This is a genomic window from Streptomyces sp. NPDC127117, from assembly GCF_042677325.1.
Classification (GTDB): Bacteria; Actinomycetota; Actinomycetes; order Streptomycetales; family Streptomycetaceae; genus Streptomyces.
In genome coordinates this window covers 89,071-111,985 of record NZ_JBHXTM010000023.1, presented here as the reverse complement: position 1 = coordinate 111,985, position 22,915 = coordinate 89,071, and the positions used below count along the sequence as shown (strand labels likewise).

Annotated in this window: 19 protein-coding genes and 2 pseudogenes; 11 read left to right on the top strand and 10 right to left on the bottom strand. The window is 69.1% G+C overall.

The genetic code is table 11. The features are described 5' to 3' along the window. The first annotated feature begins 89 nt into the window (after nucleotides 1–89). A complete protein-coding gene (locus ACFVH0_RS21525) occupies nucleotides 90–617 on the top strand; it encodes a hypothetical protein (protein WP_385822353.1) in 528 nt (175 codons plus the stop codon). 53 nt (nucleotides 618–670) lie between these two features. On the opposite strand, the gene ACFVH0_RS21520 is transcribed toward ACFVH0_RS21525, so the two are convergent. Continuing rightward, the gene (locus ACFVH0_RS21520; protein WP_385822399.1) at nucleotides 671–865 is read right to left on the bottom strand and encodes a hypothetical protein; all 195 of its coding nucleotides are present in this window, start codon (nucleotides 863–865) and stop codon (nucleotides 671–673) included. A 672-nt stretch (nucleotides 866–1,537) separates the two neighbouring features. On the opposite strand from ACFVH0_RS21520, the gene ACFVH0_RS21515 reads away from it, so the two are divergent. Together ACFVH0_RS21515 and ACFVH0_RS21510 are read left to right on the top strand one after the other, a co-directional pair. Further along, a complete protein-coding gene (locus tag ACFVH0_RS21515; RefSeq protein ID WP_385822350.1) occupies nucleotides 1,538–2,050 on the top strand; it encodes a DinB family protein in 513 nt (170 codons plus the stop codon). Nucleotides 2,051–2,630: 580 nt separating this feature from the next. Continuing rightward, the gene (locus ACFVH0_RS21510) at nucleotides 2,631–2,936 is read left to right on the top strand and encodes a hypothetical protein (protein WP_385822348.1); all 306 of its coding nucleotides are present in this window, start codon (nucleotides 2,631–2,633) and stop codon (nucleotides 2,934–2,936) included. A gap of 527 nt (nucleotides 2,937–3,463) precedes the next feature. Here the strand turns inward: ACFVH0_RS21510 and ACFVH0_RS21505 are convergent. Beyond that, entirely contained in the window at nucleotides 3,464–3,898 is a 435-nt protein-coding gene (locus ACFVH0_RS21505; protein WP_385822346.1) for a DUF6892 domain-containing protein, read from the bottom strand. Nucleotides 3,899–4,077: 179 nt separating this feature from the next. Next, nucleotides 4,078–4,983 carry a phosphotransferase family protein gene (locus tag ACFVH0_RS21500; RefSeq protein ID WP_385822345.1) on the bottom strand — a complete coding sequence of 302 codons (906 nt, stop codon included), beginning with the start codon at nucleotides 4,981–4,983 and terminating at the stop codon, nucleotides 4,078–4,080. A 374-nt stretch (nucleotides 4,984–5,357) separates the two neighbouring features. Here ACFVH0_RS21500 and ACFVH0_RS21495 point away from each other — a divergent pair, with 374 nt between their 5' ends. From ACFVH0_RS21495 to ACFVH0_RS21475, 5 genes and pseudogenes are all read left to right on the top strand, one after another. After that, the gene (locus ACFVH0_RS21495; RefSeq protein WP_385822343.1) at nucleotides 5,358–6,866 is read left to right on the top strand and encodes a S1 RNA-binding domain-containing protein; all 1,509 of its coding nucleotides are present in this window, start codon (nucleotides 5,358–5,360) and stop codon (nucleotides 6,864–6,866) included. Between the two features lie 366 nt (nucleotides 6,867–7,232). After that, nucleotides 7,233–8,042, top strand: a complete 810-nt coding sequence (locus ACFVH0_RS21490) for a hypothetical protein (RefSeq protein ID WP_385822342.1) — start codon at nucleotides 7,233–7,235, stop codon at nucleotides 8,040–8,042. A gap of 417 nt (nucleotides 8,043–8,459) precedes the next feature. Next, nucleotides 8,460–8,777 (top strand): hypothetical protein, encoded by a 318-nt coding sequence (locus ACFVH0_RS21485; RefSeq protein WP_385822340.1) that lies wholly within the window; start codon nucleotides 8,460–8,462, stop codon nucleotides 8,775–8,777. Further along, a pseudogene (locus tag ACFVH0_RS21480) lies at nucleotides 8,758–9,018 on the top strand (protein kinase); the annotation flags it as partial. The gene ACFVH0_RS21485 and the pseudogene ACFVH0_RS21480, both read left to right, overlap by 20 nt. 50 nt (nucleotides 9,019–9,068) lie before the next feature. Further along, nucleotides 9,069–10,586 carry a WD40 repeat domain-containing protein gene (locus tag ACFVH0_RS21475; protein ID WP_385822338.1) on the top strand — a complete coding sequence of 506 codons (1,518 nt, stop codon included), beginning with the start codon at nucleotides 9,069–9,071 and terminating at the stop codon, nucleotides 10,584–10,586. Nucleotides 10,587–11,121: 535 nt separating this feature from the next. On the opposite strand, the gene ACFVH0_RS21470 is transcribed toward ACFVH0_RS21475, so the two are convergent. From ACFVH0_RS21470 to ACFVH0_RS21445, 6 genes and pseudogenes are all read right to left on the bottom strand, one after another. Beyond that, a complete protein-coding gene (locus ACFVH0_RS21470) occupies nucleotides 11,122–13,350 on the bottom strand; it encodes a molybdopterin cofactor-binding domain-containing protein (protein ID WP_385822336.1) in 2,229 nt (742 codons plus the stop codon). A gap of 9 nt (nucleotides 13,351–13,359) precedes the next feature. Then, nucleotides 13,360–14,343, bottom strand: a complete 984-nt coding sequence (locus ACFVH0_RS21465) for an FAD binding domain-containing protein (protein ID WP_385822334.1) — start codon at nucleotides 14,341–14,343, stop codon at nucleotides 13,360–13,362. Then, a complete protein-coding gene (locus ACFVH0_RS21460) occupies nucleotides 14,340–14,909 on the bottom strand; it encodes a 2Fe-2S iron-sulfur cluster-binding protein (RefSeq protein WP_385822390.1) in 570 nt (189 codons plus the stop codon). The genes ACFVH0_RS21465 and ACFVH0_RS21460 overlap by 4 nt, the downstream gene beginning before the upstream one ends. Before the next feature lie 164 nt (nucleotides 14,910–15,073). Next, nucleotides 15,074–15,436 carry a hypothetical protein gene (locus tag ACFVH0_RS21455; RefSeq protein ID WP_385822397.1) on the bottom strand — a complete coding sequence of 121 codons (363 nt, stop codon included), beginning with the start codon at nucleotides 15,434–15,436 and terminating at the stop codon, nucleotides 15,074–15,076. 112 nt (nucleotides 15,437–15,548) lie between these two features. Then, a pseudogene (locus tag ACFVH0_RS21450) lies at nucleotides 15,549–15,932 on the bottom strand (MFS transporter); the annotation flags it as partial. 584 nt (nucleotides 15,933–16,516) lie between these two features. Then, nucleotides 16,517–17,122: a transposase gene (locus ACFVH0_RS21445; RefSeq protein WP_385822332.1), complete on the bottom strand. Its 606-nt coding sequence runs from the start codon at nucleotides 17,120–17,122 to the stop codon at nucleotides 16,517–16,519. Nucleotides 17,123–17,383: 261 nt separating this feature from the next. Here ACFVH0_RS21445 and ACFVH0_RS21440 point away from each other — a divergent pair, with 261 nt between their 5' ends. Beyond that, the gene (locus ACFVH0_RS21440) at nucleotides 17,384–18,031 is read left to right on the top strand and encodes a hydrolase (protein WP_385822330.1); all 648 of its coding nucleotides are present in this window, start codon (nucleotides 17,384–17,386) and stop codon (nucleotides 18,029–18,031) included. A gap of 18 nt (nucleotides 18,032–18,049) precedes the next feature. Here ACFVH0_RS21440 and ACFVH0_RS21435 read toward each other — a convergent pair whose 3' ends face one another. Then, nucleotides 18,050–20,812 carry an AAA family ATPase gene (locus ACFVH0_RS21435; RefSeq protein ID WP_385822328.1) on the bottom strand — a complete coding sequence of 921 codons (2,763 nt, stop codon included), beginning with the start codon at nucleotides 20,810–20,812 and terminating at the stop codon, nucleotides 18,050–18,052. A gap of 332 nt (nucleotides 20,813–21,144) precedes the next feature. Here ACFVH0_RS21435 and ACFVH0_RS21430 point away from each other — a divergent pair, with 332 nt between their 5' ends. Then, nucleotides 21,145–22,143, top strand: coding sequence for an alpha/beta hydrolase (locus ACFVH0_RS21430; RefSeq protein ID WP_385822326.1), 999 nt, complete (start codon nucleotides 21,145–21,147; stop codon nucleotides 22,141–22,143). A gap of 135 nt (nucleotides 22,144–22,278) precedes the next feature. Next, nucleotides 22,279–22,743, top strand: coding sequence for a MarR family winged helix-turn-helix transcriptional regulator (locus ACFVH0_RS21425; RefSeq protein WP_266795070.1), 465 nt, complete (start codon nucleotides 22,279–22,281; stop codon nucleotides 22,741–22,743). Nucleotides 22,744–22,915: the final 172 nt, after the last annotated feature.

Here is a 22,915-nt window from a genome sequence, read left to right as displayed (position 1 = left end):
CATGACCTTCCACAATGGACAGCTTCCTGACGAAGAGGTCCGAGCAGATCCGCCGTTGAAGGCCAGGGCCACGTGCAATGCTGACGGGTATGGATATCTGGCTACCTGCCGTCTTCGGTCTTGTCGGAACACTTCTCGGGGCCTTCGTTTCAGGAGCCGCTGCCTACTTTGTTCAGAGGCATCAGGCGCAGGCCGCACTAGACCTGCGCCGCACCGAGACCGAAGCGACAGCCATCGAACGCCTTGAGAAAGGCCTGTGGGAGATCCGTCAGTACGCGCAGAAAGCCCCTGACGCGAATGTCAAGCACTGGAGCGAGGACCAGCGCGCCAAGTGGGGCCGCCCGATCGACGAACTGACCGGCCCCTTGTCCATTGCCGCGCGCGGCATTCGGGACAGCGCCGTTCGTGCTCGGCTCGTGGACGTCTTGGCCATGGTCGATGACTGGAGCACCATGACCCGTCACGCCCACCCCGTCCGCTACATTCGCCCGCTCGTGGAGCACGCGTTGGACTGTCTGGGTGCGCTCCGACGAGGCGAGGGCGCTCCACCTCCTGATGAAGCCTTCGCCCAACTCAAGGAGCTACGTGAAGCGCAGTACGTTTCAAGCATCGCTTGAGGCTTCATTCACGACTGGTCACCTACTGCGGCAGTGGACCGCGCGGGACTCCCTCAACGAGAAAGTCGGGAGAACACATAGACCAGGGCGGACTGGAGGATGTGCAGGCACAGGACGAACATCTCCTGCTCGTCGCGCCGATTCGAGGCGATCTCCCCGCCCTTGCCGTAGCCGTCCTCAACGGCGGCCGGGTCGCCGGAACCGCGATGGCCGTCCGAGATCGACATGACGCCTGCAAAGGACTTCACCGAGCAACGGCGGACCCGCTTGGCGGCTGTGGCCTGTCAGGCGACGCGGTCGGCGAGGGCCTGGCGCAGCGCAGCAAGCCGCGCCACCCCCGTGGCTGGTATCCAAGCGGGTCCAGACTTGGCCGAGCACCCGCGGCAGGTGACGGACAACCACGTGCGCACACCGGGCAGATCAGGAACAGCGCACGGTCACATGCAACCGCGCCTGCGGTCCAGCTTCGTCACCACCGGGCATCAGACCGTCCCCTGCCGGGGACCAACCTCAACGCCCGGTGCTGGACCGCGGGGCCTACTCCGACACAGCCATCACAGCGTTGACCAAGTCCCCACCGTTGTCCCGCAGGGCCTTCACCGCCCTCCCCTGGAACAGCCGGTCTGAGCCATGACCAGATCGATGCCCTCGGGGTCGGGACCGGTCTCGTCGAGCAGGCCTTCTTCGTCGTACGCGTCATTGTCTTCCGGCACGGGATTCTTCCTTGCGAAGCGGGACAAATCCCTGGCACTCTTCGACGCCAACGGCCTGGCCCAGTAGCGGGGTTGAAGTACAGGAGCGCCTCCGGACGGCCCGCACCAGGCGGGCCGCACACCATGCCAGATGCCGTATCAGGCAACGTTCGCCCCGTTGTGAGGCCCTGCCTGTCGACGGATTCGGCCGCTGGTGATAATCGACCGATGGCCATCATCGAACGACCTATGCCGCCCCTGAACGCCGACGAGCGCATCACGCTCGAAAGCTGGCTCGACTTTCATCGCACCACCCTCGCCATGAAGTGCGAGGGCCTGGACGATGAGAAGTCCGCCGTCGCATCCGTGCCGCCATCCGCCTTCACACTGACCGGCCTCGTCCAGCACATGGCGGAGGTGGAGCGGAACTGGTTCCGCCGAGTGTTCGCCGGAGAACAGGCCCCGCCCATCTACGACCCGCAGGCCAACCCCGATGGCCCCGACGGCGGCTTCGAGCTGGCCGAGGGAGCCACCCTGCGCGACGCTCTGGCCACCTGGCACGCGGAGATCGCCCGCGCCCGCGAGCACTGCGCCGACCGCGCTCTGACCGACACCGGCCGCTTCATGGAGCAGGACGTCAGCCTCCGCTGGATCTACGTCCACATGATCGAGGAGTACGCCCGCCACAACGGCCACGCCGACCTGCTCCGGGAGCGCATCGACGGCACCACCGGCGTATAGCGCATTCCGGATCAGGCAGTGTTGGCCCGGCCGACGACGGCGCGTAGGCGCCGGTCGTCGGCGTGGCGGTTTCGCCGGACGACGCAGCGGCGGATCGTTTCCAACGAAAAGAAGCGAAAGCAGCGGCCTCCGGGGCGAGCGGAGGCCGATCACGACGAGATACTGAAGTACCTGGGCCTGCCGGAGCGGGTCTCGATACAGCAGCCCCTCCGGGGAGGGGGAACCGGACTGGTGAACGACGGCCGGGGCGCCATGGGGTGCAATGCCGGAAAGTCCACTGGGGAATCTTCGCCGACAACGCCAGGTGCAACTTCTAGCAGTCCACCCCGCGCGGACCACGGAACCGGGCAGCACCGGCACACCCGGCCTGCGGTCCGCGCACAACCAGCCCCTCCGGCACGCCGGTAGGCGTACCCCGGCCGGCGACGGCATCCGAACCGGTCTGTTCGGCCGGCCTGCCCGATGCCCGGTACCGGGCCGCGGTCGATGCCATCAACAACCTCGCCACGGCCCTCCCCCAGCCCCCGGTCCCCCTGCCGCCGACCTCGGAGTCACTTCCGACGCAGTGTTCCACCGGGCGGTGCCCGCATGGGAGACCGAGGCCCTGTGGCAGGTCCACATCGCCCTGCAGCAGGCACAGGACGGGAAACCGGATGCCTCCGGGCTCGGCGGTCTGCTTCAGGAAGTGGGCGAGGACTGCCACCCGCCCCAGGCCGCCGCCGACATCGTCGGCCGGCTCAACCGCGTGCTCGCCGTGCTGCTGCTCGACATTCCCGCTGTCCGCACGCTCGCCACCGCCCTCGCTCTCAGCACGCCGCAGGACACCCATGTCCAGACCGCCTACGAACAGATCCACACAGCCTGGGCCACGGCCGGCATCCACTGACCGTCACTTGTGCCCCGCCGACCGTTCCCGACGCTGCCCCAAGGGGCGGGTGTCGGTGCTGGGCAGGTGTGACAGCCGGGCCGGGCCGCAGGTGGCCCCGCCGACAGGGGACGCGGCGGGGCCAAGGCCGAAAAACGGCGCACTGGTACGAGGCAGCGTGACGAATTCCGTCAGTCCGCAACGCCCGTCCACGACCGGTGGCCGGGAAGTCCTCGCCGGGCGGGCGGTGGCCGACGGGTCCGGAATACGAAGATCGCGGCCCGAATTGGTGCGCCTATCGGAATTGCACGCCGATTTCCCGTCTGATGCCGCCGAAACCGTCCGATCGGACCAGGCCTCTAAAGGGAATGGGAGCACTTGCCCGAATGGCATTGGGCAAGCCGGGGCCGTCGTGGGCGCCGGAGCAGCCGTGGGCGCCGGAGCAGCCGTAGGCGCCGGAGCAGCCGTAGGCGCTGGAGGCGTCCGCATGGCGGCGGTGCGCGCGGCCTTCCCCGGCCGGGGCGGCGGCGGTGAATGGCTGCCGGCGCTCAGTCGGTGTCGATGCCGGAGGTGGCGAAGACCTCCGCCGCATCCGGAACCGCCAGGACGCCGTCCTCCACGAAGGTGACCTCCCGCAGGTTGGGCAGCAGCGCAAGGTCGTCGAGCGAGCGGACGTCGAACAGGTCGTCCTCGCCGTCCCAGGCGGGGGCGCAGTGCCGGAAGACGTCCGCCCCGGCGTCGAAGCACAGCTCCTCAACGCGGGCGAGCAACTCGGCCGGGATCTCCAGGGCCTCGAAATGGGCCCGGGACTCCGGCAGCACCTCCGCGTGGAGGCCGTTCTCCAGGACGTAGGACGCGGGGTCGCCGATCCCCCGCCCGGCCAGCCGCGCGGGCAGGTCGTAGACCGGGAGGAGCGGCTCGGGGCCGTACATGAGCTCCTCGATGACGAGCAGCTTGAGGTTGAAGTCGCGGAACTGGCTCATGGGACATGAGTACCACGGAGGTACGACACGGGTCCTCCGCCCGGCCCCCGGCCGGGCCCGGCCCCGCTCAGGCCGCCGTGGCGGTCAGCCCGCGGAAGCGCATGCCGTGGCAGACGTGGAGAACGACAAGCTCAGCGCTCCGGTGAAGGCCGCGAACAGACAGACGGGCGACGGCCGTGTCAGGCGGGCGGGAGCATGAACTCGTACAGGGACCGCCGCACCTTGTCCAGGGACTCCTCGAGTTCCTCGGGGTCGTCGTGGCGTAAGGACCAGGTGACGCCCCGCAGTTCACGTCGGACTCCGGCGAGCCTGGTCTCTTGGTGCAAGACTTCGTAGTCACAGGAGTTCCGGGCCGCATAGGCACTCATCATCTCCTCGGCGAAGTCGCGGCCCAGGCACCGGACGCCGCACAGATCGACGGCCCGGGGGCCGATCCTCGCCTCGTCCCAGTCCAGGACGCCGGACAGCCTCCCGGAGGTGTGCAGGAGGTTGCCGGGCCAGACATCGCCGTGGATCGGCACGACCTCGGCACCGGCGAGCCACCACCGATAGGCTGTGGCCCACCGTTCGAACACCTGCCGCTCGCGACCGGCCAGCCGGTCCGCGGTGGCTGCGGCCGTCTCGGCATCGAGGGCGTCGATCGCCCGTCCGGCCCCGTCCGCCCCGAGGATGCCCAGCAGCGGTTCGTCGCCGCAGTTGTGCAGCACCGAGACGTAAGCGGTCAGGTCGCCGGTGAACGCTTCACGATCCGCGCGAGCGACGTCGTCGTCCACGACAACGCCTGGCAGCCTCCTGAGAAGCACGGCGCCGAAGGGCAGCCGCGGCCCGGCCGGAAGCATTCCGAGCACCTCGGGAACGGCCAGCGACAGGGGCGGCAGTCGCCGCAGGACCTCGGCGGTGTGCTTGCTTCCGTCCTTGGCCTCGGGAGTGCGCGGCACCCTGACGAGGACGTCGGTGCCGACCCGGAGCACGACGTTCGAGAAGCCCCAGCCGACGATCTCGACGGGATCCCCGCTCCACGGGAACGGCAGGTCCTGCAGGCTTGATGTGACGGCTTCGAGCATCGCGTCGGGGTCGAGGATCATGAGCAGTCCTTGGCTGTTCAATGGTCTCGGCGTAGGGGGCATCTTACGCACCGGAACCGATGGAGGTCGCAGTTCAGGATGTGTCGGGCCTGTGGGTCGGTCAGTTGATGGACTGGCGGCTTTCTACCGGGCAGCGCATGAGCCTACGAGGGGACTGCGGCGGATATGTGCGCGGCCCGGATCGGGGAGTCCATGTCCGTATTCAAGCCGCCCCGACTTTGCGCCCCCGATCCGGGTCGCCGTTGCCGAGAATGAATCCCGCTCGTGCCGGGCCCGATGCCGGTAGAGTCCGCGGGTGATCATTCCCCCTGTCCACCCCCGACCGGCCCTCCGGGCAACTACGAGCCATCCGGGCCGCTGACATGGCGCCCTTTGTGTACCGCATCACTCCGTACGACCCTGCTGACGTCGATGCGGCGGCCGGAGGAGACAGCACCTTCATCGCGTATGACTCGAGGGAACGCGTCGCTGCTGCCTGTGTGGCGGCCGTGGCCGGGTTCGCGCTCGATGCCGCCGTCGAGCAGGTGACGATCGACAATCCCATGGCCGAGGGGTTCTTCTCCTTCTCCGTCCTCGCGGGAAGAGGGGGACATGGACTGAGCGGGCTCTTCCCCTATGACAGCGACGGGTTCCACGACGGCGCGCGCGTCCCGCTCGCCACAGGTCTCGGGTTGCTGCGGGCGATGGTGCTGCGCGAGGGCGCCTGGTGCCGGCTGCAGGCGGACAATGGATTCTTCGTCCATGTCGGCGACCGGGACGACATATACATCGGCGGCGGCCGGGACCAAGAGAACGCCGTGTCCCGCACCCGCATTCTTGGGCTGTTCACGGACCGGGTCGCAAGCTCACCCTACGACCCGGCCCTCGACGAGACCGATGCCTCGCGGGCCGCCGACGAGGATTTCTGGTCTGAGGTCGGCGCACTGGTCGCGGACCACGGCGGGGTCCTGCTGGAGGAGCGTCCGGCCGGCAACGCCTACCGCTGGCACCGCCTGACGACCGCTCACGAGGTCGAGGCTGTGCATGAGCGTCTGACCCCACGGGCGCGGCTGGCGGTATGGCCTGACCTCACCGACGACGTCGAGGTGATCCGCGCCGCCGTCGTGCACGGGGAACGCCTTCAACTGCTCGTACGGCAGTATCCGGGCGGGGGGTTCCACAGGGCGTGTGTCGCCGAACCGGGCATGGGACGTGCAGACGTGCCGAATCCCCAGATCACGGTGGGCCCGGGCCACCGCGTTGCGTTGGTTCCGCTGGAACGAGCTGATCGCCATCCCCTACTCGCGGCAGTGCTGCCCGACGGGGATGGTGTCCTCCGGGCACGCTGGCGCACCAATCGCAGCCGGGCCGAGGAGCGGCGGACGTTCCTTGGCTCGCTGCGAGTGGGCGAGGCTGTCACCGGTGTTGTCGCGACGAGTCTCAATGACATCGGGGTGTACGTGCACCTCGATGACGATCTGGGCCGTTTCCTCGGCTTCCTCCGTGTTCCCGAGATGTCCTGGACCCGTTTCGACTCGGTGGACGACATTGCCCCGATCGGTCGGGAAGTCCGCGCCGAGATCATCGGCATCGACTTCGCACGGGAGCAGGTGAGCCTGTCCATGAAGGCGCTGCAGCCCGATCCCTGGCAGCACTATGCCGATACCCACAAGGGCGGGGACACGGTCTCGGGGACGGTGACCAAGCTGGTGCCGTTCGGCGCGTTTGTCCAGGTGGAAGAAGGCGTCGAGGGCCTCGTCCACCTTGCCGAGTTGGCCGATCACAACGTCGAGTACCCGCAGGAGGTGCTCGCGGTCGGCGACCAGGTCCGTGTGGCCATCCTTGACGTGGACCGCCGGCGTCGCCGCATCAGCCTTGCGCTCAAACGCGCCCAATCGGAATGAGGGCAGCGGTGCTGCATGAGCCCTCAACGGACACGCCCAGGTGTGGTGCTGGGTGATGTTGCGCTGAGCCGCCAGGTCCGCTTCGCAACGTCGCACCGCGGCCAGGGCCAGTCCTTCGGGCAGGCGGTCGTTCAGGACGAAGGAGGGCATGGCCTCATTGGCCGGCGTTGGTGAGGAGCTCGCGAGGTCGCGATCTCACCTTCCACCCCTCCTGCTCGGCAGGTTCCCGTCGGCCAAGAAGGTCCTGCTCGATCTCTTCAAGTCGAATGATCATTTCGGGGTTCACCTGCAGTACAGGGCATCGGATGCATGCTTCTCTGAACGAGGCGTGCTTCCTTCGCGCCGTGACCGCGTACCGTCACGTCCATGAGTACAGAGTTGGTTGTCGCCTCGATCTCGGGGGCTGTGGCTCTGGTGAGCGTGGTCATTAGCGCCCGTGCCAGTCGGCGGCAGGCACTCCTGGCTGCGGAGTTGGAGCGCCAGACTGCGGCGCTCGCCCGGAATGTGGCCCGCCAAGACGTCATGAGTCGTGTCCGCGACCCGCTCCTGTGGGCTGCCCACGATCTCCAGTCGCGAATCTACAACATTACTCGAAGCCAGTTTGGGTTCCTCACACTCTATTACAAGGAAGGCACCCCACAAGAAAGGGAGTACGCACGCGGCAACACGTTGTACGTGATCGCGGAGTATTTCTGCTGGGTGGAGATTATTAGGCGACGGGTTCAGTTTTTGGACTTGGGTAATCGAGAGGACAATCGGAGGGTGGTGGACCTCCTCCACGAGGTCTCCAATCGATTCAGCTCGGACCGGAACCAAGGAACGGGTTTTCGCCTCTTTCGGGGCGAACAGAGGGCCATCGGCGAGTTGATGATCAGTGATGATGGGGATGGGCAGGGATGCATCGGCTATGCAGAATTTTGCCGACGCCTTGCCACGGATCAGGATTTCTGTGCGTGGTTTGCGTCTCTGGACGAGTCCATCCAAGTATTGGGATACGAGTTCTACGTCGAGCAACGGTTGATCGAGATCCAGCACACGCTCATCAAACTGATCAAGTTCCTTGACGAGGGTGGCGAGAGATTCCCTTTCGCTCGTGAGCTGCCCCAGCAGCGCACTGATAGACCTCGATGGCTCAGCCATCTTCAAGCGGACGTGGCTGAGCCTGGGACCGGATGAGGCCTCACCGACACGAGCCGCGAGAACGGGCTCCAGGCGTGCGGACACCCGGGCCGGCCCGCCCTCGTCCCCCGCCGCCAGAACCAGACGGAGTGGTCTGAGCCGGGGGCCGGTGAACCCCAGCAACAGGGCGTCCACGGTGTCCGTATGCCACTGGTGGAGTGTCGGTATTCGAGACTTGCAGTATTCGCCCGCAGGGCGGCTGGGACATCGCCAAGCCGGCTCCCGCGAGGCGGCCCCGCTTGCAACAGGACCGGGACAGACGCCTCGGCCGAGGCTCCATGACGCTGACGCTCGAACAGGCGAGGGCCTCGACGGGGCGCCGGGTTCCGTACGGTGAGGGCGCGTGGTGCCGTTCCTCGTACGAGGCAGCTGCCCACGTGCCGCAGGCACGACCAGCCAGGGGTGACAGTCGGCATGTCCCAACCGGACCATGGCCCCCGCGCGGTTCCGCACCTGGCCGGCGCCCCGGGGTGGCCGGCCGATCCACCGCCGGTCCGCCAGCTGGGATCCGGCGATCCGGTCACCGCGGGCCCGTACCGGCTGGAGGGCCTGCTCGGTGCGGGCGGCATGGGCCGGGTCTACCTGGCGCGTACCAAGGCCGACAGCACGGTCGCGGTCAAGGTCGTGCACCGCGAGTACGCGGCCGACGCGTCGTTCCCTAAGCGGCTTGAGCAGGAGGTGTCCGCGGCTCGGCGGGTGCAGGGCCTCTACAGTGCCGGTCGTCGACGCTGATCTGGGCGCCGCCGAACTGTGGCTGGCCACGGCGTACGTCCCCGGGCCGGCTCTGCGCGACGCGGTGGCCGCGCGGAGGCCGCTGGCGGTGGAGGGGGTGCTGGCACTGACGGCGCAGGTGGCCGAGGCACTCCAGTCCATCCACGCGGCCGGGGTGATCCACCGCGATCTGAAGCCCTCCGACATCCTCCTCAGTGCCGACGGCCCCAAGGCCATCGACTTCGGGATCGCCCGGACCGCGGACGTCACGTCGGTGACGAGTACGGGCATGCAGCCGGGACGCCCGGCTGCATGGCTCCCGAGTACATCAGGGGTGAGAGCCTCACCGAGGCCGTCGACGTCTTCGCGCTCGGCGCCATCGCCGCGTTCGCCGCCACGGCACGGCCGGCGTTCGGCGGCACGGGGCACAGCGTGCTGTACCGCATCCTGGATGCAGACCCCGGACCTCGACGGCTGCCCCGAACCGGTGCGGACCATAGCCGCCCGCTGTCTGGAGAAGGACCAGCGGAACCGGCCGGTCTGACCGAGGTCATCCGGCTGTGCCGTACCACCGACACCGGTTCCCCGGCACCTGCCGTGCCCTCGCAGCGGACCGTCCTTGACCCCGCAGCCGCGTTCCACGATGCCGCGACCGCGCCCGCCGCGCCGCAGGGTCAGAGCCCGGTGCCGGGCACGGTGACCGTACCCGAGCCCGCGCAGCCCGTTCCCCTCACGGACACGCCGCCGATGTCCGTTCCCGCACTGGTGGGCGGGGTCGGGGTGCTGGCCAGGATCGCCGTACTGGTCGCCGTACTGCTGCCCGGCAACTCCTCCGGCAACGGCACACCCACCGAGATGGCACCGACGGCAACGCTCGGCGGCTACCCGCGGGGCAAGGCACCGGAGGGTGTGGCGTTCAGCCCCGACTGCGAGACCCTCGCAACGGGCAGCAAGGACGGCAGGGTGCGGCTGTGGGATGTGGTCCGCCGCAAGATCCGCGCGCCCCTGGCCCTGCGTCCCGCGCCCGGCAACACCACGGTGTCGGTGACCGAGGTCGCCTTCAGTCCGGACGGGCGTCTGCTCGCCACCAGAACGGACAGCAGTGTCGTGGCGCTGTGGGACGTGGCCCAGCGGCGGCAGCTCGCCTCCATCACCACGACCGACGACGATTCGGATTCCCTCGACAGCGTGGCGTTCAGTCCCGACGGCACGCTCGTCGCGACGGCGAGCCAGGATGAGCGACACGTGGTCCATCCGGACACTGGCGAGTCCAGGCCGGGTAGTCCTGGCCACAGGCCGGGGTGGCAGGATCTTGCCGACAGTTCTGCACGAGGAGGCAACGTGGACGACCACTCGAAGCATGACCGCTCCGGCTGGGAGGCGGTCGTGCTCGCGGCTCGGGAGCGTGCCCGCTCGCGACAGGCACTCATGATCGAGCGCTACGGCCTGTCCGGAGACGTGCAATACAACTGGTCGATGGACGACGCGCAGATCACGTGGTCGCGCGACGGCAAGGCTTTCCTCACAGGCCGACTCACAGTGATCGGCAGTGTCAGCGTTGCCCAGCAGACCTGGCTGTGGTCCTGGGCGAACGAGTCACTCCCGCACGCCGCCCTGGGCGACATGGAGAGGGTGCGGCAGTTCGGCGAGAAGAACGACTACCCCGTCCTTCCTTGGCCAGGCTTCAAGTACGACCCCGAACTCGTCGCTGAGGCTCGGATGGTCGCGGCCTCCGTGCTAGACGCCGAGGGGCTGTGGGCGGAGTCGATGGACGACGTGCAACTCCACTTCATGATCCATGACCTGGCGCTCGCCAGCGAGTGCCAGTGACGGTCGCACGGTTTCCCAGGCTGTTGGTGCTGGCCGCCGGACGTTGAACGCAAGCCAATCGTGACCCGCACGGACCGGCGCTGCCGTCCTAGTTGTCGTACTCGGAGTCCTCATAACCGGCTGACCGTGGTGCGAGCGGCGCCGCTGTCGGAGCAGCTGGGCGAGCCGGAGCCGTCGGGAGCGTCGGAGCAGCCGTAGGCGCTGGAGGCGCCCGCGTGACGGCGGTGCGCGGCCTTCCCCGGCGGGCGACGAACGGGTACCGGGGCTCAGTCGGTGTCGATGCCGGATGCGGCGAAGTGCCCACCATCACCCGCAACAACGCCATCGTCCACCAGGGCCGCCACGCCCTGGCCCGCCCCGACACCGAGCTCGGTGGTCGGATGTCGAGGTCGACTCACTGGATGTGACGCAGGTCTTGGCGTCCTGGAGGGCATCGAGCGAGCCGTCTTTGACACGGGGATGCCCCTGACGCGATAGCTGGTGCGCGCGTCACCCAGAGCCCACTGGCCGGCGGACCGGCACCGTTGTCACGGATTCAGTTATCCAACAGTGGTAGACCGGGCAGCACCTTCTCGATGGTGATGGGGAAGTCGCGCACGCGCACGCCGGTGGCGTTGAACACCGCGTTCGCGACCGACGCACCGGCCCCGCAAATGCCCAGCTCGCCGACGCCCTTCGCGCCCAGGACGTTGGCCTTGTCGTCGTACCCGTCAAGGACGACCGCGTCGACGTCGGGGACGTCCGCGTGGACCGGCACCAGGTATTGCGCGAAGTCCCGGTTGACGAAGGCGCCGGACCGCAGGTCGACTACAGCCTCTTCTTCGAGGGCCGCGCCGGCTCCCCAGATCATCCCGCCGATCAGCTGCGAGCGAGCTGTCTTCGCGTTGAGCACGCGGCCCACCGAGAACACGCCGAGCATCCGCCGCAGACGGATCTCGGCGGTGTCCGCGTCGACCCCCACTTCAGCGAAATGGGCCCCGTAGGTGTTGATCGAGTAGTCCGTGTAGTTCGGATCATCGCCCATGAAGCGGGTACCGCCCTCCGCCTCGAAGCCTTCCGGATGGTTGCGTGCGACGATCTCGCTCAGCGCCTCGGATGCTCTGCCGACAACCACGTTGCCATCCGAGAACACGGCGTCTGCCGGGTCCAGGCCATGCAGCGGAGAGCGCGTGTCGCCGCGCGCCACGGCCAGGAGCTTCTCGCGCAGGGCCATACACGCACCATGCACCGCATTGCTCGAGCTGGCGGCGCCCCACGAGCCGCCGGACCCCCAGCTGGCAGGAAACTCGGAACGCCCGAGCTCGATCCGCACCCGACCGGGCGGCAGTCCGAGCCCGTCGGACGCGACCTGAGTCAGGACGGTGTACGTGCCCGTGCCGAGATCGGTCATGTCCGTCTGGACGACGGCGCTGCCGTCAGCCTCCAACCTCACCCGCGCTGCTGCCGGCCCTTGGAAGTGCCCACGGATGGCGGCCGACATGCCGTAGCCGACCAACCACCGCCCATCGCGCACACTCGCCGGGGTGGCGGGGCGGTGCTGCCAGCCGAACCGGCGCGCGCCTTCGCGCAGGCACTCGACCAGGTGCCGGTCGCTGTACGGCACGTCTCGCTCGGGATCGACGGTGGGCTCGTTGAGGATCCGCAGCTCGACCGGGTCCATTCCCAGCGCATGGGCCAGCTCGTCCATCGCCGACTCGACCGCCAGCATGCCCGGCGCTTCGCCCGGCGCGCGTACGTCCGTCCCAGGCGGCAGATCGAGCGGCGCAAGCCGGTGGCTGGTCAACCGGTGGGGTGCGGCGTAGAGACTCCGGGTCGTGGCGGCGGTCTGCTCGGCGTACTCCAGGTCGGGGTTGGTGTGCATGGTGACGTCATGGGCGATCGCGGTCAGCCGTCCGTCCTGCTCCGCGCCCAGTCGAACCCGCTGGCTGGATGTGGGGCGGTTGCCGACAAGCTGGAACATCTGCTGCCTGGTCATCGCGACCTTGACCGGTTGGCGCAATTGGCGAGCGGCGAGCGCCGCCAGGACGGTCTCGGAATGGATGCCCAGCTTGGAGCCGAATCCCCCGCCGACGAAGGGGGTGACGATGTGGACCAGCTCCGGGTCGATCCGAAGCGTGCTGGCGACCGAGGCCCGCGCCGCGTCGACGATCTGGCAGCTGACGTAGACGACCAGGTCCTCGTCGCGCGGTTCCACCAGACACGCGTGCGGTTCCATCGGCATCGAGAACTCGTACGGCGTCGTGTACTGCTGGTCGACCTTCACCACCGCGCTGTCGAACCCGGCATCGAATTCGCCGACCGCAGTGTCGGTGGGAATGCCGGCGTTGACCACTTTCGGGATGTACACCTCGTCTTCCTGCTCGGCAAAGTTGAAACGTCCGCGCACGCCGGTGTACCTGACTTCGACCAGATCGGCCGCCGCTCGGGCCTGTTCGAAGGCCGCGGCGACGACGAGTGCCACCGGCTCGCCGTAATAGTGGATGTCGGGGCCGGTCAGCACCGGCTGGGCGCGCCAGTATTCGGACGGAACGGACTCATCACGGACACCCTGGGCGGGGGCATTGTGATAGGTCATCACCATCTTTACGCCAGGTGCGCGTTCGGCGCTCTCGGTGTCGATCCGGGTGATGCGGCCTTTGCCGATCGTCGCGCCCACGATGAACCCGTAGAGAGGTTGGCCGGCCCCCCACTGCTCGTAGGCGTATGTGGCCCGGCCGGAGACCTTCAACGGACCGTCGACGCGGTTCAGAGCTTGTCCGATCATCTCGTCTCCTCAGCTCGCCCGAGCCGCTTGCGCCAACGTGCGGCACAGCGTGCGCCTGGCCAGCTCGATCTTGAAGTCGTTGTACCCCTGCCCCACGGCGTCGCGCATCGCGGCCTCGGCGGCGGCGCGATAGGTGACCATCGTGGCGGGACGGCCGGTCAACGCGGCCTCGGCCTCGACGGACCGCCAGGGCCTGTGCGCGACACCGCCGAAAGCCACCCGTGCCTCACTGATCGCTCCCTGATCGGTCGAGACGACAGCCGCCACGGAGACCAGCGCGAACTCGTACGACGCCCGGTCCCGCACCTTGCGGTAGATCTGCCGGCCCGACGGGGGCGGGGGCAGCAGCACGCTCGTGATCATCTCGCGAGGACGCAGGACGGTCTCGATGTGTGGCGTATCGCCCGGCAGCCTGTAGAAGTCTGCGATGGCGACGCGGCGGGCCGACCCGTCGGCATCGAGCAGCTCGATCTCCGCCTCCAGCACGGTCATCGCGACGGCCATGTCCGAAGGGTGGGTGGCGATGCAGGAGTCGCTGACGCCGAGGACGGCGTGAATCCTGTTGAACCCGCCGATCGCCGAGCATCCCGAACCGGGATCCCGTTTGTTGCAGCCCGCAGCTGTGTCGTAGAAGTAGGGGCAGCGAGTGCGCTGCAACAGATTTCCCCCGGTGGACGCCTTGTTGCGTAGCTGGCCCGAGGCTCCGGCCACCAGTGCCTCCGACAGCACCGAGTAGCGGGTACGCACTCGGGCATCGGCGGCCACATCGGAATTCGCCGCCTGGGCCCCGATACGCAGTCCGCCGTCCGGGAGCTCCTCGATGTCCCGCAACGGAAGCCGACTGATGTCGACCAGATGGCTGGGCCTCTCGATGCCGAGCTTCATCAGGTCGAGCAGGTTGGTGCCGCCGCTGATGAACTTCGCGCCGGTTCTGGACACCGCAGCGACGGCGGCCTGCGCGTCGATCGCCCGCTCGTACGTGAAGGACCTCATTCCGGGCCTCCCACCGCGATGCCACGGATGGCCGCGACGATGTTCGGATAGGCGGCGCACCGACAGATGTTGCCGCTCATCCGCTCGCGGATCTCCTCATCGGTCAACGCGATCCGCGGCGAGGTCACGTCAGCGGTGGCGTGGCTGGGCCAGCCCGCCTCCACCTCGGCGAGCATGCCGACAGCCGAACAGATCTGGCCGGGAGTGCAGTAGCCGCATTGGAAGCCGTCACGCTCGACGAAGGCACGTTGCATGGGGTGCAGACCACCGGGATCGCCCAGGCCTTCGATCGTCACGATCTCGTCTTCCTCATGCATCACGGCGAGAGTCAAACAAGAGTTGACTCGTCGGCCGTTGATCAGCACCGTGCAGGCGCCGCACTGCCCGTGATCACACCCCTTCTTGGTCCCGCTCAGGCGCAGGTGCTCGCGCAGCGCATCGAGCAGCGAGGTCCGTGGATCCACCTCAAGCCGTCGCACCTGATCGTTGACGTTCAACTCGATCGCCGAGAGTTGGGCCATCTCGCCCTGGCTCCGCCCCGCGGTGCCCGAATCCGAATCACTCATCACAGCCCGCCTTCCTCGCCGGGTGCGGGTCTCACCCTGGATATGTGTCGCCGCTGTGGGGCGCGAAGCATGGCCCAGCCGGGGCCATGCCCGCCCATCATCCAGCCGATGGACGGGCCAGGACGGACGACACCGTCGCGGGTTCACTCGGACGGTGCTGTACCTCAGGCCCGGAAGGGGCATGTGAGCGGGAGGACGCGTCCGGTCAGCCGCCCGGTGAGCTGGGCATCGGTAAGGGCGGCTGCGGTGAGCCGGCCCGCCACGGTCAGCTGGCCGACCAGGTGCTGCAGCTCGCCGGGACCTGCGAGAGCGTGGAGGGCAATGCCCTTGCCGCCGTGACCGAGACGTCCTGACGCGTCGGTATGGGTGGCCGGCGTCAGGGCGAGCAGCCGGGTGCCCGCGGTGGCCCTGGCTTTGCGGAACTTCTTGTCCGGGACGACTTTCCGGGCCCAGCCGGAGAGCTTGGGCCGCATCTTCTTGCCGAACGTGAACGGGCCCGTCCCGTGTGGTGTGTTGCTGCGGCCCATATGGACCGTTCTCGGCTTTACGGGTGTTGCAGGCGGGACGGGCTCGGCGCTCAACGGCGATGAACGCTCCGAGCAGCACGATGCCCATGGTGAGCGGGACGAGCACGGTGGCCGATGTCCAGGGGTGATCGGCGCTGACGATCAGGCCGTGGCTGCCGGCGGAGATGCCCAGGGTAGCGAACACGGCCCCTGCGGGGTCGAGACCGGGGCGGGGCAGGGACGTCCCTGCGGAACGGTACGGCAGCAGCCGCCGCGCGCCGGCCAGGGCAAGAACAGCGACGACGACGGGGACGGCGAACATCCACCGCCGCGACACCCAGGTGGTGATCGCGCCGGAGGTGACGGTACCGATCGCCGCACCGAGCACGGACACGCCTCCCCATGTGGCCATCGCCCTGCCGAACGCGGCCGGCTCGGGGTACAGGGCACGCAGCGTGGCGATGGCTGCCGGGGCGGCCATCGCCGCGCCGACGCCCCGTGTGAAGCGCACCGCCACCAGGGCTGGTTCGGCAGCACCGGCGACGGCCCTGTCGAGATCCTCGCCCCTTCGGCCGCCAAGGCAAACGCGTACATGTACGCGCCAAATCCCGGCCCCCTGGACAGACCCGGACCCGACCGCTGACCGCCGCCCGCTCCCACTATCTTCCCGGCCTTGGGCTGAAGAGGCGTCGTTGATCACCAACTGTGGGGTGGTCGAGGCGGTTTTGTGTTGCCTGGGGCATGGCTGGCTCCGTTCACTTCAAGGGGGTTCTGGCACACATTCCGTGAGAGTGGTGGACGAGTCTCTTGTGATCGGCAGACTGGAGCGATGCGGATAGAGAGCGTCGTCAGGATTCAGGCAGTCCGGCTCGCCGTGTCGGTTGGTGCAGTCGTCGTCGCTCCGGTTCTGCTTGTGGCTGGGGCTCCGTTGCGTCACCGCATGTTGCGTAGCTACCACCGCGAGGACGGTCCGGGCCTCGTGAGCAAGAAGGACGGTTGGGTGAGCCCGGGGTACTTCGTAGTCACCAACATGGTTGTTCGGGCCCTCTGCTGGCCGTCCGAGTACGTACTCCAACGTTGTTTTCCTGCCTGAGCAGGCCATCACCGGGCAGCGGTGAGAAGTACCCGTCTACGCAGGAGCGGAAGCTTGGCGCGGCCGAACATCTGGCGTCTGACCATTTTGATGTGGTTGACACGGCCTTCGACGGGACCGGAGTTCCAGTGACTTGTCAGGCCCTGGACGACAGCGTCCCAGTCCTTCTCCAGGCCGGCGGCAAAGGAATGGACGCCGGGAAGCTCCTCAGCTCGCGCTCTGACGGCCCAGGCCTTCAAATGCCGGCCAGTGCGGGTGGAGAGAATCTCAGCGAAGCTGCGGACGAGACGGTGGGCCGCCGCGAGTTCCGGGCAACGGGTGAGGACTTCGGCCAGCCGTTGCCCTTCGCTCTCCGAGAGGCGGTCGGGGTGACGCATGATCCACCCGGTGACTTGTCGTAATCCCGGTGGCGCGGGCCCGATGACACGGATACGGCGTCGGCGTCGTGGCCGCAGGTAGTTGCTGATGGTCTGGTAGTTGCCTCGGTAGCCGGGCTCTTTGAGCTCGGCGTGAAGGTGAACGGCATTGGTGTGGCCCTCGGCCCAGCGTTTGTCCAGGTACGGCTTGCAAGGGTCCAGCTGGCTGGGCCGTGGTTGCCGTCGGCCCCCGAGCAACTCCTCAGGGATTGCCGCGCGGGCGGATCGACGGACCGTGTTCCCACCTATGTGTAACTCGCGGGCGATCTCCCGGATGCCCCTGGGAGGCTCCCGTCCCCAGGAGCGCGCGCCATCGTCCGGGGAGACAGGGCGGGGGTGCGTACGCAGGGCATGGCTAGGTAGCCGTCACCGACGCGAGGCAGCGCTCCACGATGGGAAGTTCGGTTCGGCGAGGGCCGATCGGCCTCTCGGGGAACCAGCGAGACCGGAGATTCATACATGGCAGCCAACGGCGTTACCTACACCGGCCTGGACGCACTGCTCGTGCCCGAGAGGTCGGTCCTCCTGCTGATCGACCACCAGGGCGCACAGTTCGCCGGGATGCACAGCATGGACCCCAACCTCGTGGTCAACAACGTGACCGCGCTGGCCAAGGGCGCCAAGCTGTTCGAGGTACCGACGATCCTCAGCACCGTGGTCGAGGACCGGGGCGGGCGGATCATCAGGCAGATCCAGGATGTTTTTCCGGACCAGAAGCCGATCGACCGCACCACGATCAATACCTGGGAGGACCAGCGGGTCGTCGATGCCGTCGCCTCCACCGGCCGCAAGGACCTCGTCATAGCCGGCCTGTGGACGGACATCTGCCTCGCCTTCCCGGCGATCCACGCGCTGGCCGACGGCTACCGGGTCTACGCGGTGACGGACGCGTCCGGCGCGACGACGGCCGAGGCGCACGAGCGCGGGGTCCAGCGCATGGTCCAGGCGGGTGTCATCCCGATGACCGCCGGCACCGTCATCTCGGAATGGCAGCGCGACTGGGCGCGCGAGGCGACCGTCCCCGGCATCAGCCAGATCATGTTCGACCACGGTGGAAGCTTCGGCACCAGCCTGGCCTGGGAGCTTCAGCTCCTCGGCCAGGGCTGACGAGCCCGGGCCCCGCCCTCAGGTCGTCAGTGGCAGGTCCCGTAGTTGGCGACGAGAGGTGACACCGAGTTTGCGGAAGATGTTCCGCAGGTGGGCGTCGATGGTGCGTGGGCTCAGGAAGAGCTGCGTGCCCACCTCCTTGGACGTCGCGCCCGTGGCGACCAGTCGGGCGATCCGGAACTCCTGCGCGGTGAGGCGGGTGGGCACCTCGCCGACCCGCTTCCGCGCGCGGGCGCCGGTCGCGGCGAGCTCTCGGGCGGCCCGCGCGGCGAACGCCGCAGCCCCGAGCGCGGACAGCTGCTCGTATGCCGTCTGCAGCTCCACCCGCGCCTCGGTGCGCCTGCCCTCACGACGCAACCACTCCCCGTACAGCAGCCGGGCACGTGCCACGTGCGGGGCGCCCTCGCTGCCCGTGAGCCGCTCGATCGCCTCCCGGTACAGCTTCTCGGCCGCCGGCCCCTCGGTGAGCAGAGCGCGCGAGCGCAACTCCGTGCCGAGTGCCCACTCGGATCCGCTGGCGGCGGTGCGCTCGGACAGGCGCCTCATCACGGGCTCCGCGAGATCGGAACGTCCCGCGTGGGTCGCCGCCTCGATGAACTCCACGGGTACCCAGGAGTAGAAGCTGATCTCGTCGAGGTCGCCTGCGCTGAGGCAGGTCGCGAGGGCGTCGTCGTACCGGCCCAGACCGTTGAGCAGTACAGTCCGGGCGTACTCCGTGGCGCTGAGGAGCCGCCCCTCACCGCGCGCCGCCGCATCGTGGGTGGCGATGTCGGCGAGCCGGGTGGTGCGTTCCTGGTCGCCGCGCCACGCGGCGACGGTGACGTCGACGTGGAGCATGGCCGGGGTGCCCACTTCGGCCGCGATCGCGTGCGCTTCGTCGACCAGCGCGGCGGCATCGGCGAACTCGCCGGCGTGGACGTGGGCGAGGGCCCGGTAGCTGAGGGCCACGGGGAGTTCGGCGAGCATGCCCGCGCCGCGCACCAGCTCAAGCTGACGGGCGGCCAGCTCCCGCCAGGCCGCGTCGTCCCACAGGTCCATCGCGGGACCGCAGGCCGCCCATAGCTGGCCCACGTCACAGGCGTCGCGTCCCGCACCGCCCCGGTAGATGTCCACGGCCCGCCGCAGTTCCGGCACGGCCGCCGCGTATCCGTGCCTGACCTGGGCGGTCAATCCGTCGAGCAGCACGTCGAGCGGGCGTGGCCCCAACGGGGTGGGGCTCAGAGCACGGACGGTCTCGGCGGTCTCGCGCATGCGGTCGACGGGGGTGAACCGGCCGACGAACACCGCCGCGGCGAAGGCTTCGAGGAACGTCTCGCGGGCCGTGCAGGTGTCGAGCGGCGCCATCAGCCGGGCCGCTCCGAGCAGCTTCTCGACAGCTGCGTCGTCCCGGTTCCTGTCGAACGCCATCCGAGCGCGCAGTGTGGCCACTGTGGCCCTCTGGCGGTCGTCGAGCGGTCCGGCTTCCGCCATGGACAGCAGGGACAGCGCCGCTTCGGCATCGCCGCTGTCACGCTTGGCGCGCGCGGCGGCGACAGCTCGTACGCCGCGACGAGCGAGATCCGGCGTCAGATTCGCCGCCTTCTCCAGGAATGCCGCCGCCGCGGCGACGCCACCGCGGGCCCGGGCCCGTTCCGCCGAACGCTCCAGCGCCGCGGCGACGTCCTCGTCCGGCTTGCACGCGGCCTGCGCGGAGTGCCACGCCTTGCGGTCTGGCTCTGTGTCCGAGACGACCTCGGCGAGGGCGCGGTGGACCGCGCGGCGGTCATCGAGGCCGGCGGACCGGTAGACGGTCGACCGCACCAGCGGATGGCGGAACCGCGACCGTCCGCCGATAGCCAGCAGCCCGGACTCCTCGGCGAGCGTCACTGCCTCGGCGGGGATGCCGAGTCGCTCCGCCGCCGCGCTCAGGAGGATCGGACAGCCGGTCGGCTCGGCCGCCGCGATCAGCAGCAGGGTTCGTACCTCGGCGGGGAGTTCGGCCAGTCTGGCCCGGTAGCTCGCTGCTACCTTTCCCGACGCGGGGGAGGCAGCCGGCTGCGCGAACCCGCCCGCGAGGTCCGCGCCGTGGGGAAGTTCGAGGAGGGCCAGTGGATTGCCGCGTGCCTCGGCCAGGATGCGGTCGTGCACGGCAGCGTCGAGAGGCACGTGGATCTGCGAGGCGAGAAGACGGCGGGCGTCGTCGTCCGCCAGGCCGCGCAGCCTCACCTCGGGGAGGCAGGCCAGTTCGGGGAGGCCCGCTGGTTCGTGGCGTTCGCTCGCATCACGCTCGGCGAAGATCAGCGCCAGGGGTTCGGCCTGGAGCCGGCGCGCGACGAAGGCCAGTGCCTGGGCCGACGCCTGGTCGAGCCAGTGCGCGTCGTCGACGACGCAGAGGACGGGCTGCTCGGCCGCGGCCTCGGAGAGGAGGTTGAGCACCGCCAGGCCCACGTGGAAGCGGTTGGGCGTCCCGTCCCCGGTGCGTCCGAACGCCGCGTCGAGAGCCTCGCGTTGGGGTACTGGTAAGCATTCCTGCCAGCGCAGGACCGGCCCGCAGAGCTGGTGGAGGGCGGCGAAGACGAGTTCCGATTCGAATTCGGCGCCCACGGCACGCAGCACCTTCAGGCCCGGTGCCGCCAAGGCATGTTCGATCAGTGCGGTCTTGCCGATGCCCGGTTCTCCCCGCACGACCAGCGCTCCGCCGTGCCGGGACCGGATGCCGTCGATCAGCCGGTCCACGGTGTCCCGCTCGCTCCGTCGGCCGAGGAGTGCGTGCCGTACCCCTCCCGGACCCGATCCCCGCATCAGAGGACCCGTCCCGCGCACGCGCCGATGGCGGCCGGTGGTGTGGCAGGGGATGCGACCGGCAATGACATGCAGGTGCTCTCGACCCGGACGTCGAATCTTGCGGGTGTGATGCTGGGCCGGCCGTCTAGGTGGGTTCTGCCGACGCGAACGGGCACTTCGCCTGCGAGTTTGGCCATGGGACTCCCTCTCGTTTCCCGGATGCGACGCGAGCCGGCGCACGGTGAGAGTCCCACCCGGCTTGTTGACGTGTCAACAAGTCACGGATGGCCTTGTCCACGTGTCGTCGTCGGCACACCGAGCGCCCTCGGAGACACCACTCAGGAGGACTGATGGCTCCCCCTTCGCCTCACGAACCCCGCGCAACCGGGAACTCGGCCCCCGGCCCGCCGCCGCCTTTCGACCCCGAACTCGCCCCGGCTCTCGCGCCACTGGCTGAAGTCCTGCCGCCCGCGATCCTGCCCTCGATGATCCCGGCCGTGCGCCGGACCGTCGCCGCCCTACGGCCGTCGGACGAAGACCTGACGCGCGGCGGGGCAATCGAGGTTCGGGAACGCCGGATACCGGGCCCTCCCGACGTCCCCCTGCTGATCTGCCGCCCGCACGGCGTCGCCGCCCCCCGACCGGCCGTGTACTTCACCCATGGCGGCGGCATGATCCTCGGCGACAACCGCAACCTCATCGGGGAGATGCTCGACTGGGTGGAGGAGCTCGAAGTCGTCCTCGTGTCGGTCGATTACCGGCTCGCCCCGGAGCACCCCTACCCTGCGGCGATCGAGGACGTGTACGCGGGACTGGTCTGGGTCGCGGAGCACTCGGCTGCCATCGGGGTCGATCCCGGCCGGCTCGTTGTCGCCGGGGCCAGTGCGGGCGGTGGCCTGACCGCGGCGGCCACTCTCCTGGCCCGGGACCGCGGTGGCCCGCGCCTCGCCGGACAGCTTCTCGCCTGCCCGATGCTCGACGACCGCAACGACTCGTTGTCCGGCCTCCAGATGGCTGGACGCGGCATCTGGGACCGCACGTCGAACAAGACCGGCTGGACGTCGCTGCTCGGGGAGGCGCGGGGTGCTGCCGACGTCTCCCCGTACGCGGCCCCGGCCCGTGCGGCCAATCTGGCGGGATTGCCACCGCTCTTCGTCGACGTCGGCTCCGCCGAGACCTTCCGGGACGAGGTCGTCGCGTACGCGTCCCGCTTCTGGCTCGCCGGCGGCGATGCGGAGCTGCACGTCTGGCCCGGCGGATTCCACGGCTTCGACGCGATGGTGCCGGACGCGGCACTGTCCCGAGCCGCCCGCGCGGCCAGACTGCGCTGGCTGCGCCGGGTGCTGTAGACGTGCGCACGTCCGGCACGCTCCTGTTCGGCACGCCCTGGCCCCACCCCCTGCAACCGGACACCGCGCGAAGCCTCGGACGGCGCTCCGGCTACGATCTCCGCACCATCGGACCGCACCCGGAAGATTGGCCCCATGAACGAACCACGCTGGCTCGACGAGCGTGAGGCGGCTGTCTGGAAGCAGTACCGGGACCTGCAGCGCCGACTGCAAAGCGCCTTGGACAGGCAGCTCGCCCGCGACTCCACACTGTCCGGGGCCGAGTACGCGGTCCTCGTCCCCCTGTCCGAGTCGCCGGGCGACGTCCTGCGAGCCAGGGAACTCCAGGCGGAGCTGGGCTGGGAACGCAGCCGACTGTCGCATCAGATCAGCCGGATGGAGTCACGCGGCCTGGTCGCCCGCGAGCCGTGCACGGACGACGCGCGCGGCTCGATGGTGCGCATGACCCCCCAGGGCCGGGACGCGATCGAGGCCGCCGCACCGCAGCACGTCGAGACGGTCCGCCACTCCTTCTTCGACCCGCTCTCCCCCGACGAGGTCGACACGCTGGGCGTGCTCCTCGGCCGGCTCCTCGCCTCGCTCCCGCGCGACACGGACTGACCGCTCCCCCGTCCGCCCGCTCCCATGGCCGATCATGGCGCGGTGCCCGCACGCGGTGCGGCGCCGTACTCGATCACGCCGTCGGCAGACCGACCCTGCGTAGGCCCGTCGCTTAGGCGACCGTCACCGACGCGAGTCGGTCCGACGGGCTGCAACTGTCTTGTCGTGGCAG

Coding starts and splice junctions, on each gene's coding strand:
- ACFVH0_RS21525 (WP_385822353.1), top strand. CDS start 90: ATGGATATCTGGCTACCTGCCGTCTTCGGTCTTGTCGGAACACTTCTC.
- ACFVH0_RS21515 (WP_385822350.1), top strand. CDS start 1,538: ATGGCCATCATCGAACGACCTATGCCGCCCCTGAACGCCGACGAGCGC.
- ACFVH0_RS21505 (WP_385822346.1), bottom strand. CDS start 3,898: ATGAGCCAGTTCCGCGACTTCAACCTCAAGCTGCTCGTCATCGAGGAG.
- ACFVH0_RS21500 (WP_385822345.1), bottom strand. CDS start 4,983: ATGATCCTCGACCCCGACGCGATGCTCGAAGCCGTCACATCAAGCCTG.
- ACFVH0_RS21490 (WP_385822342.1), top strand. CDS start 7,233: ATGAGTACAGAGTTGGTTGTCGCCTCGATCTCGGGGGCTGTGGCTCTG.
- ACFVH0_RS21485 (WP_385822340.1), top strand. CDS start 8,460: ATGTCCCAACCGGACCATGGCCCCCGCGCGGTTCCGCACCTGGCCGGC.
- ACFVH0_RS21475 (WP_385822338.1), top strand. CDS start 9,069: ATGGCTCCCGAGTACATCAGGGGTGAGAGCCTCACCGAGGCCGTCGAC.
- ACFVH0_RS21470 (WP_385822336.1), bottom strand. CDS start 13,350: ATGATCGGACAAGCTCTGAACCGCGTCGACGGTCCGTTGAAGGTCTCC.
- ACFVH0_RS21465 (WP_385822334.1), bottom strand. CDS start 14,343: ATGAGGTCCTTCACGTACGAGCGGGCGATCGACGCGCAGGCCGCCGTC.
- ACFVH0_RS21460 (WP_385822390.1), bottom strand. CDS start 14,909: ATGAGTGATTCGGATTCGGGCACCGCGGGGCGGAGCCAGGGCGAGATG.
- ACFVH0_RS21455 (WP_385822397.1), bottom strand. CDS start 15,436: ATGGGCCGCAGCAACACACCACACGGGACGGGCCCGTTCACGTTCGGC.
- ACFVH0_RS21440 (WP_385822330.1), top strand. CDS start 17,384: ATGGCAGCCAACGGCGTTACCTACACCGGCCTGGACGCACTGCTCGTG.
- ACFVH0_RS21435 (WP_385822328.1), bottom strand. CDS start 20,812: ATGCGGGGATCGGGTCCGGGAGGGGTACGGCACGCACTCCTCGGCCGA.
- ACFVH0_RS21430 (WP_385822326.1), top strand. CDS start 21,145: ATGGCTCCCCCTTCGCCTCACGAACCCCGCGCAACCGGGAACTCGGCC.
- ACFVH0_RS21425 (WP_266795070.1), top strand. CDS start 22,279: ATGAACGAACCACGCTGGCTCGACGAGCGTGAGGCGGCTGTCTGGAAG.